Consider the following 17,481-nt stretch of genomic DNA (forward strand, 5'->3'; position numbering starts at 1 on the left):
TCGACCCAAGGAATCACCATGAAGATTTCTCAGCCACGCCTCGCCGCTCTCGTATCTCTGTCACTGGTACTGGTACTGGGCACCTCCTGCAACGCTTCTGCGGGCGGCACCGAGGCGCCGTTTTCCCTCAGCCGCAACGCTCAAGGCGTGGCGCTGATCCATGCGTCCACGCTGACCGGTGCCGCGGCCGGTCTCGGCTTTGCCTACGCGCAGGATAACTTTTGCCTGCTGCAGGATTACCTCATGACCGTCAATGGCGAGCGTTCGCGCCACCTCGGCCCCGATGCGCGGGTCCCGATGCAGATCGACCGGGCCAGCACCGTCAACCTTGCCAGCGATATCTTTTATCGCTTTTATGTCGACGGCGCGCGTGCCGACCAGCTCTATGCCGGCGCCGACCAGAGCACGCGCGAGCTGATCGCCGGCTACGTCAGCGGCGTGAACCGCTACCTCAGTCAGACGGGCGTGAACGCCATCGACCCGGCCTGCCGCGGCAAGAGCTGGGTGCGTCCAATGACCACCGCCGACATGCACAAGATCTTGCTCGACAAGACAGTCCTGGCCAGCGGCGCCAATTTTATCGAAGCCTTTGCCGGTGCCACGCCCCCGGGTGCGGGCGCACTTGCGCCGGCCTTTAGCAAGAGCGCGGCGCAGCCGGAGCTGGACCTGGAGCACCTGCGCCGGGCATCGCGCCCGGAGCTGCCGCTGGCCAGCAATGCCTGGGCCTTCGGGCGTGACACGACGCTCGGGCGCGGCAGCTTGCTGGTTGGAAATCCGCACTTTCCGTGGACGGGCAGCAACCGCTTCTACCAGGCGCGCATGACGGTGCCGGGCGTGCTCGACGTGAGCGGCGTGGCGTTGGGCGGGGTGCCCATCATCCAGATCGGCTTCAACAAGCGCCTGAGCTGGACCCATACCGTCTCGGCCGCGCGCCGCTTCACGTTCTTTGAGCTGGACCTCAAGCCGGGCGACCCGCTGACCTATTACGTCGACGGCGCCGAGCAGCGCATGGAAGCGGTCGACGTGAATGTGCCGGTGCTGGTCAATGGTGCGCTGGGCAACGTCAAACGCCGCCTGTACCGCACCGCGTTCGGCCCGGTGCTGGTGATTCCCGGCGCCGGCCTTTCCTGGTCGAGCGCGCATGCCTATGCCTTTGGCGACGTAAATATCGGCAACAACCGCATAGTGCGCAGCTGGCTGGACATTGGGCGGGCCAGCACCGTGCGCCAGGCGCGCGACGCGCTGGCGCGCAACATTGGTATCCCGTGGGTAAATACGGTAGCGGCGGACTCGACCGGCGAAGTCATGTACGCGGACTTGACCCCCATGCCCAACGTTGACCAGGCCCACATCGCGCGCTGCCTGCCAAGCCCGGGCGCGGCGGCCTTGCTGCGCGTGGCCGATTTGCTGGTGCTGCGCGGTTCGTCGAGCGACTGTGCCTGGAAGCATGACAGCAGCGCGGCGGCGCCCGGCATTGTCCCGGCTGCGCAGCTGCCGGTGGCCATCCGCACCGACTATGTCGCCAATTCCAACGACAGCTACTGGCTGGCCAACCCGGCCATTGCCTGGAGCGGCATTACGCCGATGGCCGGCCCGGTCGGCGTGCCGCAGCGGCTGCGCACCCGGGCCACGCTGACCATGATCGAGCGCCGCCTCGCCGGCAGCGACGGCCTGCCCGGGCGCCAGTTCAGCGCCGCTCACCTGCAAAAACTGCTGTTTAACAGCGACAACTTCGCAGCCAACATGGTGCTGGACGACTTGCTGGCCTTGCGCGGCAGCTACCAATCCGTCACGATGCCCGATGGCACTGAGGTAGCGCTCGGCGAGGCCTGGGACGCGCTGTCGCGCTGGGACCGGCGCAGCGCGACGAGCTCGCGCGGCGCTCACCTGTTCCGTGAATTCTGGCGCAGCGCGCGCCTGATTCCCAACCTGCACCGCATCGCGTTCACGCCGCGCGATCCGATTCACACGCCGGCGGGACTGAACACGGATGACGTCGCGGTGCGCTCGGCATTGCTGCAAGCCCTGGGACGTGCGCTAACGATGTTCCGGGCAGCGGGCGTGCCGCCGAACGCGCAGCTCGGTGCGATGCAGTATGTGCTCTCGGGCACGCGCAAGTTTGCGGTGCCCGGGGGTGAGGAATTTGAAGGCGTGCTGAACAAGCTTGAATCGCGTCCGTTTACCGACGGCCATTACCAGCCTTACTTTGGTGTGAGCTATGTGCAATTCATCTCGCACCACCCCCATGGCTTGTCGGCAGAAGGCATCCTCAGCTACTCGCAGAGCACCGATCCGCGCTCGCCGTATTATCTGAACCAGCTGCCGGCGTTTTCGCGCGGGGAAGTGTTCAGGCTGCCCGAGCCGGAGCAGCGGGGGCTTTGGCTGCACAAGTAAGAAACCGTCGATAGCGCTACAGGCCCCCTGAATGAGGGAAGTCGGAGGTACTTTCTGTTAAAATAGTTGCCAATCAGGCATCTTGGAATGCCGTCGACTTTGACTTGCAAAATAAGGGATTGACCCGCTGTGACCGACGACGAATTGCAAGTGAACGATGCGCCTTACTTTGCCCGGCGGCTCACGATCGACGCTGGCGCCGACGAGCGGACAATCAAGCGCGCGTATGCGCGTGAACTCAAACTGATTGATCAAGAATCCGATTTAGCCGGCTTTCAAGACCTGCGCGAAGCCTACGAGGCCGCGCTCATCTGGTGGCGCCACGCAGCAGCGCAGCTTGATGCTGGCGCTGCCGATCCGTTCGACGAGATCGACCGTGCCGCAAAAGAACTGCACTTGCGGCCGGCCGCCGCAAACGACGGCAACCGCATGCAGCGCCAGTTACCCGCGCCAGCGGCGCCTGAGCTTGATGCCGACACCTTGTCGCAAGAAGTGTTCGCCCAGTTTCAGGCCCGATGCGCCGGTCTGGACGATCTGCACGCGAGTGCGTCGTGGGCGCGCGAATTGCAGGCCAGCCTTGCTGACGCGCGCCTGATTCACATTCCCACGCGCCAGGCATTCGAACAACGCATCGCCGATTTGCTGGCCGCCGGCTGGCGGCCCGGACACCATTTGCTGTTTCACGTGGCGGCAAAGCGATTCGAATGGGACAGCGATCGGCGGCGCGTTCAGTCCCTTGGCATGGCCGGCTACACGCTGCATTTTGCGATCGACCAGCGCGCCATGCACGACCAGCAATCGGACCATGCATGCGAACAACAAAGCCAGCTCATCAATCGCTTGCGCGAGGCAACGCCGCCCACGACCAATGAATTGATCGATTTGATGCCGGTGCTGGCGACGGTGGAAGCGCGTTTTCCGGCATGGCTGGCGTTGATTGCCGATGCCGACACGATCTCGCACTGGCACAACCTGGACCAGGCTGTCCCGTCATGGCGGCGCAAATTGCGCAGGCGCGATTTCAATGTTCCGTTTTGGATTGCGTTGGTGGTGTTGCTGGTTGTGCTCAGGCTCATTTCCAGCACCATCGGGTCTAACGGGCATGGGCCAGCGGCGCCGGTGACCGCTTCAGTGGATCTTATACAAGGCAACCATTTCCTTGGCGAAGACGAATACGACAAGGCGATCCTGAGTTATGACCGGGCGCTCAGTCAAGACCCGGACAACGCGGCCGCCTATGCTGGCCGGGCGATGGCCTTGGTTTTTTTGGGTGAAAAAAAGCGCGCACTGGCTGACCTTGAAAAACTCGAATCCTTGGCGCCATTGAACCCGCTTCTGTTCCGTTCATGCGGCATGCTCGCGCAGGACGAGATGCGATTTCAAGATGCAGTCGTGGCCTATACCAGGTCGCTTGAGCTTGATCCCGACAACGTGTTCACCATCATGCGACGCGGCCAGGTGCATGCTAAAGCGGGCGACATGGACAACGCATTACGCGACGCCGACCGGGTACTCGCACTGGCCCCCCGACTCGGCGTTGGCGCACTGGCTGAAAGCGGACGTCTTCAGGGCTCGCAAAGACGTGGCTGCGGCGAAGGCTGAGGCGGATGCGGTGCTTCATGCGCGCGACAAGCGCGGCGATTACGCTACAGAATCGCCGCCAATATTTATCAGGAAATCGGGGATCTGCCGAACGCCTTGGCCAGCATGGACAAGGCCGTGGCCGCATCCCCCGTGGCCAACAATTACCTGCAGCGATCCCGGCTGCGACCACCTGCAGACGAGGCCGCCCGGCGCGCTGACATCGAAGCGGCCCTCAAGCTGGAGCCTGATTCGGCATGGGGCCTGCGCTTGCTGGTCAGCGCCGATTTGCAGGCCAAACAGTGGGATGCCGTCATCCAGGACGCAAGTCGGGCAATGGCGCAGCCGTCGATGAAAGATCGAAGGCAATTTCTGACAATGAGTCGAGGCATCGGCTATGCCAAGCGGGCCGAGATGAAAAAAGCGGCGGCGGACTTTACATCGGCAAGACTAGCGGCAAAGACATACCAAGATCTGAACGAATTATGTTGTGCAATGGCCGTTCACGATGTCGCGCTGCCGACTGCACTGGCAATTTGCAATGCATCGCTTGAACAGGACCCTACCGCCTGGCACACGCTCGACAGCAAGGCCTTTACGCTCATGCGCATGAAGCGCTATCGGGAAGCGCTGGCGACCTACGACGCCGCAGTGGGGGACGGGCGTGCGAATGCGGTGCCTTTGTATGGCCGTGGCGTGGTCAAGCATCGTTTGGGAGACGAGATCGGGGCGCAGCGCGACATGAAGGCTGCACTTGCGATTCGGCCTGACACCGACGTGCACTTCGCGCACATGGGAGTAGTTCCTTAGCAGCGGCGTCAAAACCGGCTTCGCGCCAGCCTCACACCTTTGCATGTACGCATCTGCCGAAACGGCACGCAAGCGGGTAGAAGAATTGCCGCGTTCAGGCCAGCCCCGGGATGGTTGGCAAGCATGAGCTCGCCGCCATTGCCCTCGTGGGCTTGCGATGCTTGCTTGGCGCGTCAGCTATCGATTCAGCCGCGCAATGCGCCCGAGCACGCCGGGCCACCATGCATTTCCATACCGCTTGCCGAAACGGACGATGACCATGTCCTCGTCCGGGGCAACGTAAATAAACTGGCCGAGATGGCCTTCCGCATAGAAGTCGTGGCTGGGCTTGACGCCGAGTTCCGAAGGCACATCGGCGACGGGCGGGCGCCGCCATTGCCATGCGTAATAAGCTGCCGCGAAGGTGTTGGGTGCTTCCATATTCCAGCGGCTTGCCGCGCTGCTTCCGGCATGCTCGCGCACTTGCGTGCTTTGCCTGACCCATTCGGCCGGCACGATCTGTTGGCCGTTAAAGCTGCCGTCCTTTAAGTACAGTTGGCCAAAGCGCGCAAAGTCGAGGGCGCGCGCGTTGACACAGCAAAAGGCCTTGGGCAGGGCGCTTTGCTGGCTGTCCAGGCTCCAGCTTGCATCGTACGCTGCGCCCATCGGCTGCCAAATTTTTTCCTGCAAATACCGCGGTAGTGGCACGCCCGTGGCGCGCTGGACAATGGTGCCCAATAGCTGGGTATCGCCGCTGCTGTATTGGTAGGCCGCATCGGGCGCGTGCTCGATGCGCAAACCTTTTATTTTGCCTGCCAGGTCGGGCGTCAAATAGAATCTGGACGCATCGGCAAAGGGCGAACCGTAGCCCTCAACGAATTGAATGCCACTTCGCATTTCCAGCAGGTTGCGTATGGTGATGCGTGTGAAGCGCTGATCGTTGATGGCCAGTTCCGGCAAATAACGGGTGATCGGGTCGTCGACCGTGGCGATGTGACCGTCGCGGATGGCAATGCCCACCAGGGCTGACACCATCGACTTGGCGACGGAAAAGGAAGTGACGATGCTGTCGCGCTGGTAGCCATTGTAGTACTGCTCCAGCACGACCTTTCCATGCTTGACGACCACGATGGCCACCGTTCCGGTCTTTTCCATGACCGCATCGAATGACTCGCCCCCGAAATCGGGAACCTGTACCGGCTCACCGACGGCGGAGGGAAGCAATGACGCCTTCGGCGCGCGGGCGATCGCCGCATTCTGGAAATGACGATGATCCGTAATGGCCGATTGCTGCTGCGCCATCATCCATCCAGGCAGATCGGCGCAACCGGACAAGGAGATAACAGCGACTAGCATTACAAGGTGACACGGGCGAAGCGTAGGCGATTTGTGGGATGGCATCTGATTTGGATGTTTGTAGAAGAGTAGCGGCGAGGGGAAGCGGTTGCCGGGGATACGAAGCGAAATAATATACGTTAAACCATGGATATCGCAATGAATCTGAGGGGGATGTTTATTTATTCTGCAATACCACTGCCTGCATGCATACACATTGGTCTGGATGTCGTTCGTGACGCTGGCGCGCGCTCCTGCGGCGTTTTGCCAGCGCACTTTTCGCTCGTGCGCGATTATTAATCGCCATGCTGGCCACTGCATTGGCTGGCCGTGGCAGAAGTTCGCCCACGTCGCTGGAAACACCTTCCCAGAGCCCGGTTCGGCTGCTGGCCGCGGCGGCAGGCTGCCCGCCTTGGTCCGCTGCCACCACCTATCTGGCGGGAGACTGCGCCACCTACGGCGGCAAGACGTACAAAGCCAAATGGTGGACGCTGAACAACGTGCCAGGTGAGCAGTGGGGGCCGTGGGAGCTGCGGGCCATGACCGTCCAGGAAACGCCGACGCCGCCGACGCCGACGCCGACGCCGACGCCAGTCCCGTGCCGGCCGGACGGATTGCAGTCGAGTGTAACTGCCGTGCCATACTGCGGCGTGTACGACCAGAACGGCCGCGAAATCTTGGCCAATGGGCTGAACCGGCGCATCGTGGGCTACGTCACCAGCTGGCACACGGGTGCGGGCGGGACTCCGTCCTACCTAGTCAACAATATCCCGCGGGACAAAATCACCCATGTGAATTACGCGTTCGCGGCGGTCGATACGACAAGCGCGAAGCTTGCGCTCGGAACCGGACCGGACAATCCTGACACTGGACTGACCTGGCCCAACAATCCCGCAGCGGCCATGGATGCCAGCTTGCCCTACAAGGGCCATTTCAATCTGTTGGCACAGTACAAGCGCAAGTACCCGGGCGTGAAAATCATGCTGTCGGTGGGCGGCTGGGCTGGCAGTGGCGGCTTCTACACGGCCACCACGAATGGCGACGGCACGCTCAACAGTGCCGGGATCGATACGCTGGCCGATTCGATGGTTGCCTTCCTGCGGCTGTACACGTTTTGCGACGGCATCGACATCGATTACGAGCACCCGACCACGAATAATGAGGCCGGCAATCCGCTCGATTTCGCGCTGTCAAAGCCGCGCCAGGCTGGCCTCATGCGAAACTACAACGTCCTGCTCGAACGAGTGCGCACCAAGCTCGACAAGGCTGCAGTCGCCGACAAGAAGTACTACATGCTCACGATTGCCGGCTCGGCATCGGCATGGATACTGCGCGGTGCAGAAAACATGTCGGGCCTGAAATACCTCGACTACGCAAGCTTGATGAGCTATGACTTGCACGGCGGCTGGAACCAGTACGTGGGTCCGAACGCGCCCTTGTTTGACGACGGCAACGACGCTGAACTCCGGGCCGGCAACGCCTACCAGTTCGCCAACATCGGCTACCTGAACGCGGACTGGTCGTATCGCTATTACCATGGTGCGCTGCAGGCTGGCCGCATCAATATCGGCGTGCCGTATTACACCCGCAGCTGGAAAAATGTCACAGGCGGCACCAATGGCCTGTGGGGAACAACGGCACTCGTCAGCTCGACGGTTACCTGCGCCGGTGTGAAGACGTGCGGCGAAGGCGCGGTTGGCATCGATAACGTGTGGCACGACCTCGACAGTAACGGCCAGCCGGTACCTGGCGGCGGCAACCCGCTGTGGCACGCGCTGAACCTGCAAAACGCGATCGTCCCCGACTACCTGGACTGCGCATTTGCCTGGTCGGCTTCGCGCCGAAGGTCGTCAATGTGACTACGAAGTTCGCTTACCAAAGTCCGATGTGCCGTATCGGCAGATCGCAGCGTAAGACATGACCCACAAACAAAAAAAGCAGTTACGATCACTCGTAACTGCTTCATTTTGCTTACTGCGCATTCGTGGTAGGCCGTGCGGGATTCGAACCTGCGACCAACGGATTAAAAGACGGTTGGGTTTTTAGAAGTTCATTTAAAATCAAACACCTACAACGCTTGCCGCGTACCTTTCCCAATATCATCCAAGGGCGTCAAGGTTCGCCATCGGTTTGGCACGTCACAAATTCGGCACAGCGCATCCGGTTGCTGCGCGGCCAACCCGACCGGTCGGCGGCCGGAGCGTCGTCCACTATCGGCACCTGCTGCCCGCGCTCAAGCGCAAGCGCAAGCGCAAGCGTGGTGCTTTGGCGCACTCGGTGTTGCGCGATGCGCTGTCCCGCCCACAAGTACTGCAAGATGTGGGCGCCAGGTGAAGGACCGCATGCTTGACGCTCCTTAGCATGGTTGATCCAAAACAATGTTCCGAAACTCATATCTTGCACCTGAGACGGTGCAGGCGTTCAATATTGCATCGGTGCTATACTTGATAAATATTAGCTCTTGTACAATATTTCTTTAGTATTTATTGCCGAAAATTGACAAACCGCATCTGTTACCTCGGAAACCCGCGATGAATCTGAACGACGTCTTTACATCACTGTCGGGCCTGACGGGGGCAAACCGCCCACTTCGTTTGAAGTTGTGGAATGAAGATGGGCTCGTGGACGACCTCCTGTATGTGAAGCAAGTCGTCGGCATCGAAGCGGTCTGTGGAGGCATTGAATATCGCCTGCTATGCGTCGCGGCCAAAGCCGGCCTGGAGCTCAAGCAATTCATCGCCATGCCAGTCGAGGTGCAATTTGTCACCAGCACCGGCACCTTGCGCTCGGTTTGCGGCATTGTCGATGTCGCCGAAGAGGGCGGATCGGACGGCGGCCTGGCCACCTATCAGCTGATTGTGCGCGATGCGCTGTCCATCATGGACAAGGGCTGCAACACCCGCATATTCAGCCACATGAACGAAGTGGACATCACCAATGAAGTCCTGGCCGACTGGCGGGCCGCCAACCCCGTGCTGGCGGGCGCCTTCGCTTTTGAGCTATCAGGGGTAAAGTCCCAATACCCGCAGCGCGAATTTACGATGCAGTACAGGGAGTCCGATTCTGCCTTCCTGCGTCGCCTGTGGAAGCGGCGCGGCCTGGCATGGTTCTTTGAGCCTACCGCCAACAGGGAGGAAAAAGACGCTCCTTCACACACCCTTGTCCTGTTTGATGAAGTCGCCTCGCTTGCGCAGAACGCAGCTGGCACCGTACGTTACCACCGGGACGATGGCACCGAAGTCGCCGACAGCATCACCGCCTGGCATGCCATACGCACCCTGAGTCCCGGGAGTGTTACACGACAAAGTTTCGACTACAAGACAGGGCAGGCCAGTCACGTCAGTGTTCCTAGCGGCAGCGATCAGGGCGCGCTTGGCGATCAGTTCGCCGCAGGACTGGATGATGGCCTGATCGACGTGCAGCACGCCGGCGACGACGCAGCCGACTACGACGCGCTGAGCACCCTGCGCATGCTGTACCACGAATACATCGCTAAGTGCTGCAGGGGCGAAGGCGGAGGGCGCGACTGGACGCCTGGCCAGTGGGTTGTTGTCACCGGCCACGCCGGCCTCGACAGCCATCCGGCGTCGGAGCGCGAGTTCGTTTTCACGGAAATTCGCGTCGCCGCCGAGAACAATTTGCCAAAGACATTGGGCGACCGGATCAACCGCCTCTTCGCGCTGAATCGCTGGCGCACCGACGACGATGCCACGGGCGGAAATGAAGTAGGTTTGGCGCAGGCAAGCGCCGAACGCGACGGTCGCTACACGGTGCAATTTACGTGCGTGCGGCGCGGGATTCCGATTGTGCCACTGTACGACCCTCGCGTTGATCTGCCAAAAACGGAGGAAGAGACGTGTCAGGTAATTGGCGCGGAGGGTGAGGCGGTTTACTGTGATGAACTGGGGCGCGTGCGAGTGCGTTTTCCGGGCGTACGTCCCGAGGAGCGCCAGGGCGTGCGGTCGGTGGCGCCTGGCGTTACCGAACACGACTCCGCATGGGTATTGGTGTCCACCAGTTGGGCCGGCGGCGGATTCGGCGCCATCTCCTTGCCCCGCGTGGGCACGTTTTGCCGGATCGGGTTTCTGGGTGGGGATCCGGACAAGCCGATCATCACCGGAGCGGTGCACAGTGGCGTCACGCCGCCGCCCAGTTTTAGCCACGTCAGCGTGTTGCCGGGCGACCGTCATCTGTCGGGCATCGTCAGCCGGGAAATCGGCGGGAGCAAAGCGAACCAGTTGCGTATCGACGATACCGCCGGCCAAATCAGCATGCAGCTGGCCAGCGACCACGCCGCTACCCAACTGAATTTGGGATTTTTGACCCATCCCCGAAGCAATGGCAAGGCTAAGCCGCGCGGCGACGGTTTCGAGTTGACCACGAACGAAAACGGCGCCATCCGTACAGCCAAAGCGCTGCTCATTTCAACTTGGGCTCGGCTCGACGCTTGCGCAAATCAGTCAAGCGCGGAGGAACACATTGGTTTGTTGAAGGACTGCGCCGCCTTGTTCAAGTCCCTTGGAGACGTGGCCAGCGCCAATTTGGGACTCGCTCTAGACGTCGCTTCCCAGGCCGAACTGAAGGACGATATCAAGGCAGCTGCCGGTGGGGGTAACACGGACCCCGAAGGCAAGGGAGGCGAACCAACGCTCAGCGTTACCGCGCCGGCCGGCATTGCATTGAGTACGCCAAAAACCCTCGTCAGCTACGCCGGCGTGAATATTGACACTGTGGCGCAACAGCACTTGCAGTTTTCCAGTGGTCAGCGCTTCAATCTCAACGCGGGCCAGGGCATCTCATTATTCTCCCACCATGACGGTATCAAAGCGATAGCACACTACGGCAAGTTCGTCATGCAAAGCCAGCATGACGACACGGAAATCAACTCCGCGAAAAACGTTAGGGTCACTGCCACCGAGGGCATTGTCGCGGTGATGGCCAAGGAAATTCACTTGATCGCCGAGGATGGCTCGTTTATCAAGATCGGGGGCGGTATTACCCTTGGTACTAACGGCGATATCAAACATCAGGCTGCAAACTTTCCGTTCAGCGGCCCAGCCACCATGCACAAGGAATTGCCGACCTTCGGCGGTGGAACACCCGACCAAAAGTTCGTTCTCAAGTACACCCCCCACATTGAGGGCTCGCCAATCGCTCCAAACCGGAACTTCGAAATTGATATGAACGATGGCAGCACGATCAAAGGAGTCAGCGACGCGATGGGTAAGACCAGCTTGCTGGCGCGCGACGCAATGCACATAGCGCATATCCGCATTTTGACCGACAAGAAATAACGAGGAAATTTATGGCATATCCCCGCGAGCCTTATTGTGTTGGGCAGGCAAAAAGCGTCCTTCAATGCAATCGCGCCTACGACAAAACGGTAGGTGTAAAACCGAATCTTCCCGGCAATGTCATTGTCATCCATGGCGTCAACGACGTTGGTACAAGCTATCAAGCGGTAGAAAAGGGCTTATGTCAAGGTTTGGATGCGCGGCTGCTGGGAATTGTCCAGGGAAAGATTGGGGTATTCACACCAGCCTCCTATCGCATGCCGGGTAGTAAATCGGATCAGGACGACAAGGAGACGGTGGAAGCCGACCCTGACGCAATTTTTTTTAAGCGCCAGATAGAAAAGACTACCCACAGTCCTATGATTCCTTTTTACTGGGGTTTTCGGGAAACTTTCGACAGGGCTGGAGTTAAGAATGGCCAGCGTATCGATCAGTTTGGCAACAGACTGGATAAAGACTTGTCTAAGGGCGGCGGTCCGTTCGGCAACGCGACAAGCACTCTCCCGGATATGTGGAACCGGGGTATGTTTTCGCCAAAAGACGTCGGCGGAGATCCAGTCCGCCCACTGCTGAGTGCGCCAGGACGCATGTACATGGTGCTGGCGGCAAAGAGACTCGCAGCGCTGATTGCGATGATCCGTGACTTCGACAAGGACGAAGTTGTATCCATCGTCGCACATAGCCAGGGCTGTCTTGTATCGCTTCTGGCGCAGGCATTCCTGCTTGACGCGGGGCTCCAGCCCGCAGATACGCTAATTTTGACCCATCCGCCATACAGCCTGGTCGAAGACACGACGAATTTTTTCGGCGCGATTGAGAGCATCAGAAATTTTGGAGGGGGAACAGACCCGGCCATGGCGGGCCACTACGACGCCATTGCCGACCGCCAGACTTTCGATGCGCGACTTCAAACGCTCGCGAAGATCGTGCAGGGGGTCGTCGGCAAGAAACATCCGACTCCACCACTGGCCGCCCTTACGGACCACGCAAAGTACTACGGCATGGTCGGCTCTAAATGGGTGGCGAGCGCAGATCGCGACAATCGTGGCAAAGTGTACTTGTATTTCTGTCCCGAAGACATGACGGTCGCACTCGACAATATGCAAGGTATAGGCTGGCAAGGGGTACCTGATTTTATGAAGGGTACGGCGCTTTCAAAAACGAAGAGCAAGGTCCGGCATAGCCTGTGGGGCGACAGCCCGCCGATATGGGAATCGGAAAAGAAGGAACTCAAGCCGCTGTCCGCCATCGGCGCCGGCTTCTACCAGCGCGTGTTCACGGCAAAGAAGCGCCTCGACCCCGCAAAGAAGACGCTTGAGCGTGTCTTGGTCGGGAGCGCCCCACATGATTTCGCGCTGCGGTTGAAGGGCGAGGACGATCACGCGCACGTGGCAGCGTCAGGACGCGGCCACCGCGCGGCCAGCCCCCAAGTGGACTGGCCTCCGAAGCCAGAAGGCTGGACTAAGGTGTTTCACACCGAGGCGGGGAAGCGAGAAGGCATTCGCTCGATTACCGGCGAGCCCTTGCACGTGCCGTTTTGTGCCGACTTACGCGGTACCGGTCAAGTCGATCCGCAAGATTTCCCCAAGAGTTCGACGCAGGCAAAATTGCCGAAAGAGGAGCAAGGCCCGAGCGAGGATGTCGATCCGATTGACGCCGCCATAGCATCCACAAGCAACGATGGTTTGATACCTTTGCCGCAAATGACCATTGATGACCCCCGTCCGAAGCAAGGTCGCATCCCGGACGGCGGGGGCATGTTCGGGTCGGGCGCGCACCACGAGGTGCAAGACGCATTCAACAAAGATAAGGCGCCCGGCGACCAATGCCACAAAATTCTCTATGTTTCAAGGGCATCAGGTGACGGTGATCAACTTTCCATCACCCGCTATGAAACCCCTAATGAGGCGCGGCGTCGATGGCAACACGAAGTCAGTCCGAAGTCGTTCCACGGTGCGATTATCGGCAGCAGTGAGAACCACCGCAACGTCACCGCTTACGATGTCGCCATCGGTGGTGGACAGGCGTCGAGCGACCCGAACTTCTATGCCTACCTGTGCGCTGTGGCGGATTGGCGACTTCAAAGCAGTAAATCCGCGCAGCCGCGGCCGTCGATCATGAAATGGGGCCAGTTCGTGAAGGACTTCCATGGTTATTGGGAGGCTGAGCCGAAATGGCGCAAGGACGTGGTCCAGGGCAGCGCGGACTATTACAGCAGCGGCAGATTGCCGGCCTGCGTTCCGCCCCTGCATACGGGGCTGCCATCGACCGTAGTGTGCGAAACAGTGGCCGGCGCGCGAACGGCCGCCGTGCAGCCTGCGCCTAAATCTGCACCCGCAGGTGGCGCGCCTGCGCCCGCAAACAAGGGGAAAGTGTGAATGGCCGCGCGACCGGCGAGTCGCCGAAATTGTGGAAGTTTCTGCTCGCCGCGCTGATCGCGCTTATTATTCTGATCCCGCTATGGACGATTTTCGTCATGAGCGTAGTACGGCCGGAAAGCCTTTTGATTCAGGAGCAAACGATGGGCAATAGAATGCTGTGGTGGGTCGCCGGGCCGGTAGCGGTGGTTGCGCTGTTCTTCGGCGTACGCTGGATCGGTGCAACGAATAAAGTCCAGGCAAAGGAAGTGCATGTACAAGCGGCTCAGACACAACAAATAGTCGCTACAGATCAGTCCAAACGGGAATATGTTTTGGAAGTGATTGGCCTTGGCGCCACCTTGGATAAATATCGCCAAGGCAAGCTCTGGGAGGCTTTGCAAAAGGGCAGTCCGTTCACCACAATCCGGGAACAGGACAAGGAAAAGTATCCGTGGAGCGCGCAGGAGAAATCAGGACTCGCCGGCGGGCGGGCAGGCGACTCGCTGGAAAACGGTGCCCAGTACACACCAATGTATTATGGCGTCCCCGTATTCAATGCCGCTGCGCTGGCTGCCGACCCGGACATGGCCGACCGTCCGGACGAACCCAACGCCGGCCTGGCAGGCAGCGCCGTTTCGTCGGGCATGGCTTGGCATCTTTTTGTGGTCGGACCGCGCCGCTTCAGTGAACGGCCCGACCACATTCTGGAAGACATTTTCACGTTTTTCGATGGTAATCCTGATGTGCCATATATCGTTCTAAACTCGGATGACAGCATGGAGTCGCGCGACAGCAATCGACTGCCCGGAACGCCGAAGCTTTTGAAGGATGGTAAATACGTCCCGGAAATGCCCGACACTTCCGCACTGTTCGTGTTGGCGCGGCGCGAACGGGTCGATCCTGTTCGTAAGTTCGCTTGGGACGATCCAGATAACAGTTTTGTGCAAAATGTCTTTCGTTCGATGTACGCCCATTTGATGGCGGCCGTCCCACATCCAAGACGCGAAAAAGTCATTCGTACGCCTGCCCAGGTCGGAGCGGATCCGGTGCGTCACGAGGACCTGGATGCGATCCAGCGGCAACCGCTTATCAACGAGTGGCTTGAGGCCGCCGCCGCCTTCGCGAAACGGTCCGACGTTCGCGGGTCGGGTGCCGTCAGTCTGGTGAACATCACCAGCCCTACGGCGCACCACCCCCCAAAGGATTGGAGGCCAACTCCCTGGTTTCCGATCCCATGGAACAAGGAACAACTAGCGACCTTCGACAAGTTGCCCACGCTCGGTTTCATCCACCGGCCCACGTTCGTCAAGTTCACCGATGAACACGGCAAGCCGATCACGCGCCGCGACGAACGCGACAAGGTACTTCAGGCCGGCTGGCAGGCGGCGCTGCTTACCCTGCCCGAAGGGGAGCGGGCCAAGGCGCCCGTCCTCGTCATCGCGGCCACCGGAGACGACAGCAGTCAGGTCACCATGTTGCACAGCGCCTTGAACGCTTACGCAGCGCACGGCGGACCGGAAATCGACACCGCCAAGTCCAGCCAGTTCATCGACACCGACAAACGCCTTGGCAACACAGGGGCGACAACGTTGTTTATGCAGATGGCCATTGGTGTAATGGGCAGTTACCGCGAAGGCGGTGTCAGTGCGGCGATCAACCTGCGCGACAAGAACGAGGCGTCCATCGTCTTCATCAGCCCGCCGTCTGAGGACAAGCGCAAGACGCAAAAGCATCCGAAAGGCGGCGATGTGTTCGCGCACCATGGGACCCCAGCGGTCGATCCGGCCAACTATCAACAGTGATAGCACGGGCGACGCCGGTAGGGAACGCAACGGATGTGAGCCCGCGCCCTGCACAAAGAAGAATCCCCGCGTAAATGGGCTTGCAGATCGAGTGTGAAATAAAAATGGGCGGCAATTTGATGGCGCATCAGCGGATGGAGCCAGGAATGGCCGCCGTGCCATGCACATAGTTTATTGAAAAAAACCATGCGAAAAGTGATCCGTCTGAACGACCCGACTAGCCACGGCGGCAAAGTGTCCGGCGTCGCCGCCACCCACTTTATGGTCGGGGGCGTCGCCGTTGCCCGTGTTGGGGACAAGATCACTTGTCCGTTACATGGTGACGGCACGATTACCGAAGGCGATCCGCACCATACCATTGACGGCATTGGCGTGGCCTACGAAGGTCACAAGACGAGTTGCGGCGCTACGCTGCAATCCACCGTGCCCAACTTCGGCCGCCTTTGATTCGTGGCGAGGCTGTGCTTGAGCACTACTGCTGCGCCGCGAAGCTAAGGGGAAACCGGCATCATCAATTTCGGGATAGTCATTTTCGAGCCACTGGGAGTGCAATGAATATTTTAGCGACGCTGGTGTTTTTGGGAATTGCAGCGGCCCTTGGCGTAATTTCCACGACCGGGCTTATGTGCGGCGGGGACCTGATTTTTAACCCGGCGCGGTCGTGCGAAGTGCGGGTATTTTGGATGTTTGGGATACCGATTTACCCAGTTTTTGAGCGTTCGATAGCCGACATTCACTTCGTTGGCAACCGACTCGATCGTGCGGTCGCCGCGTGAATACACCGTTATCAATGCCTGCTCAATAAAGGCGTCAGAATACTGCTTTCTCATTGTTTCCTCCAAAATTTAGAGGCGACAACTAGTCTGACACAGGGGGAAGCTGGGGCTGACATTTAAACAGAACGGCACGGGGTCAGCAGAACGGCACGGGGTCAGTGCCAAATGGACAGGGGCTCGGCCGTAGTACTGGAGCACCTTGATCAGCCGCTGCGCGGTACTGCCAGCCGCACTTGCGGAAAGCGAGGGTGCGCTAAAGCCGATGCGAAAAAAGGCGGGCAGCTAGACGTTACAGCGTCAGACTCTGTCGAAGCGCGCGGCACGGGGTCAGATCCGACAACCAACACGCGCACAGACCCCGTGCAGTGCGACACGGTCGACCACGTCTGCTCGCAGAAGCAGGATTGGTAAGAAGGCAATTGGAAGGATACGAAGGAAGTTCGTAATAAACGAGTCGATGACCCTGATAATTTGAGCAGCTCTTGCAGGGCATGTAACTCAAGCAGAAGGGCGCGACCTATTGGACCGGGAGAAGGTGATGGAGCCAGCCAACAAACAGGCAGATCAGCTTGATCTGATTAAGTTCCACTACAGAGAATGCTTTGGTGCTCCGACTCGTGAGGCGGAGTTCGTAGCTAAGACTGGCGAGCGCATCGAAATCTGGAAATGGTCAGAAGCCGTGTCAGGCGAGGGTGTTTGCATTTATGCGACTATCGGCGCTTCGATTGAACTGGATGCGACTTCGAAGCGCTGCGAGTTCGTTCTTGGAATAGCTCCTGAAGTTGATGGTGTCGTCGAATCGTTGGCGGAAGTAGCCCTGCACGGGACTGGAACAAAGCAAGCGCCCCATTTTGGAGATACGGTGACCTTACCGTGGGGACTGTGGAATGGAACGGCGATGTCCACCTTTCTTATCACGGAAGGCGGGGATGAGATTATTCGGCCACTAAGAAAGCCCGGATGTGACGTTGACTTCTTGCAGTTGGTCCCGTTATTCCCAAGCGAATGTGCATACAAAAAAGGTGACTGTTCAGCGCCTATGCAGTGGGCTGGATAGGATTACCGGCGAAGGCGCGTTGCAGCACCTCCAGCATGCCGTGGCCCTGCTTTCGCAGCGTATCGAGGCAGGAGCGAATGACGCAGAAATTTT

At 59.6% G+C, this 17,481-nt stretch carries 11 protein-coding genes; 9 read left to right on the forward strand and 2 right to left on the reverse strand.

Going from position 1 to position 17,481, the window contains the following annotated elements:
- The first annotated feature begins 18 nt into the window (after positions 1 to 18).
- From ACP7BV_RS01905 to ACP7BV_RS01915, 3 genes are all read left to right on the forward strand, one after another.
- Entirely contained in the window at positions 19 to 2,394 is a 2,376-nt protein-coding gene (locus ACP7BV_RS01905; RefSeq protein WP_426100927.1) for a penicillin acylase family protein, read from the forward strand.
- 129 nt (positions 2,395 to 2,523) lie between these two features.
- Positions 2,524 to 3,996 (forward strand): tetratricopeptide repeat protein, encoded by a 1,473-nt coding sequence (locus tag ACP7BV_RS01910; protein ID WP_426100929.1) that lies wholly within the window; start codon positions 2,524 to 2,526, stop codon positions 3,994 to 3,996.
- 105 nt (positions 3,997 to 4,101) lie between these two features.
- The gene (locus ACP7BV_RS01915; RefSeq protein WP_426100931.1) at positions 4,102 to 4,785 is read left to right on the forward strand and encodes a hypothetical protein; all 684 of its coding nucleotides are present in this window, start codon (positions 4,102 to 4,104) and stop codon (positions 4,783 to 4,785) included.
- Positions 4,786 to 4,962: 177 nt separating this feature from the next.
- Here the strand turns inward: ACP7BV_RS01915 and ACP7BV_RS01920 are convergent, their stop codons facing one another.
- Positions 4,963 to 6,066 carry a serine hydrolase domain-containing protein gene (locus ACP7BV_RS01920; RefSeq protein ID WP_426100933.1) on the reverse strand — a complete coding sequence of 368 codons (1,104 nt, stop codon included), beginning with the start codon at positions 6,064 to 6,066 and terminating at the stop codon, positions 4,963 to 4,965.
- Between the two features lie 338 nt (positions 6,067 to 6,404).
- On the opposite strand from ACP7BV_RS01920, the gene ACP7BV_RS01925 reads away from it, so the two are divergent.
- The 5 genes from ACP7BV_RS01925 to ACP7BV_RS01945 all read left to right on the forward strand — a co-directional run bounded on the left by ACP7BV_RS01925 (position 6,405) and on the right by ACP7BV_RS01945 (position 16,002).
- Positions 6,405 to 7,958, forward strand: coding sequence for a glycosyl hydrolase family 18 protein (locus ACP7BV_RS01925; RefSeq protein ID WP_426100935.1), 1,554 nt, complete (start codon positions 6,405 to 6,407; stop codon positions 7,956 to 7,958).
- Positions 7,959 to 8,630: 672 nt separating this feature from the next.
- A complete protein-coding gene (locus ACP7BV_RS01930) occupies positions 8,631 to 11,393 on the forward strand; it encodes a type VI secretion system Vgr family protein (RefSeq protein ID WP_426100937.1) in 2,763 nt (920 codons plus the stop codon).
- Between the two features lie 11 nt (positions 11,394 to 11,404).
- Complete coding sequence (locus ACP7BV_RS01935) at positions 11,405 to 13,771, forward strand: T6SS effector phospholipase Tle3 domain-containing protein (RefSeq protein WP_426100939.1); 2,367 nt, start codon at positions 11,405 to 11,407, stop codon at positions 13,769 to 13,771.
- A complete protein-coding gene (locus ACP7BV_RS01940; RefSeq protein WP_426100941.1) occupies positions 13,768 to 15,555 on the forward strand; it encodes a type VI lipase adapter Tla3 domain-containing protein in 1,788 nt (595 codons plus the stop codon). The genes ACP7BV_RS01935 and ACP7BV_RS01940 overlap by 4 nt, the downstream gene beginning before the upstream one ends.
- 186 nt (positions 15,556 to 15,741) lie before the next feature.
- The gene (locus ACP7BV_RS01945; protein ID WP_426100943.1) at positions 15,742 to 16,002 is read left to right on the forward strand and encodes a PAAR domain-containing protein; all 261 of its coding nucleotides are present in this window, start codon (positions 15,742 to 15,744) and stop codon (positions 16,000 to 16,002) included.
- A 113-nt stretch (positions 16,003 to 16,115) separates the two neighbouring features.
- Here the strand turns inward: ACP7BV_RS01945 and ACP7BV_RS01950 are convergent, their stop codons facing one another.
- Entirely contained in the window at positions 16,116 to 16,385 is a 270-nt protein-coding gene (locus tag ACP7BV_RS01950) for a transposase (protein ID WP_426100945.1), read from the reverse strand.
- Between the two features lie 484 nt (positions 16,386 to 16,869).
- Here ACP7BV_RS01950 and ACP7BV_RS01955 point away from each other — a divergent pair, with 484 nt between their 5' ends.
- On the forward strand, positions 16,870 to 17,388 hold the full coding sequence (locus tag ACP7BV_RS01955; protein WP_426100947.1) for a hypothetical protein: 519 nt from the start codon (positions 16,870 to 16,872) through the stop codon (positions 17,386 to 17,388).
- The last annotated feature ends 93 nt before the right edge of the window (positions 17,389 to 17,481 follow it).

The organism is Massilia sp. TSP1-1-2 (assembly GCF_049896185.1).
In the GTDB taxonomy this organism is placed as follows: Bacteria; Pseudomonadota; Gammaproteobacteria; order Burkholderiales; family Burkholderiaceae_D; genus Telluria_A.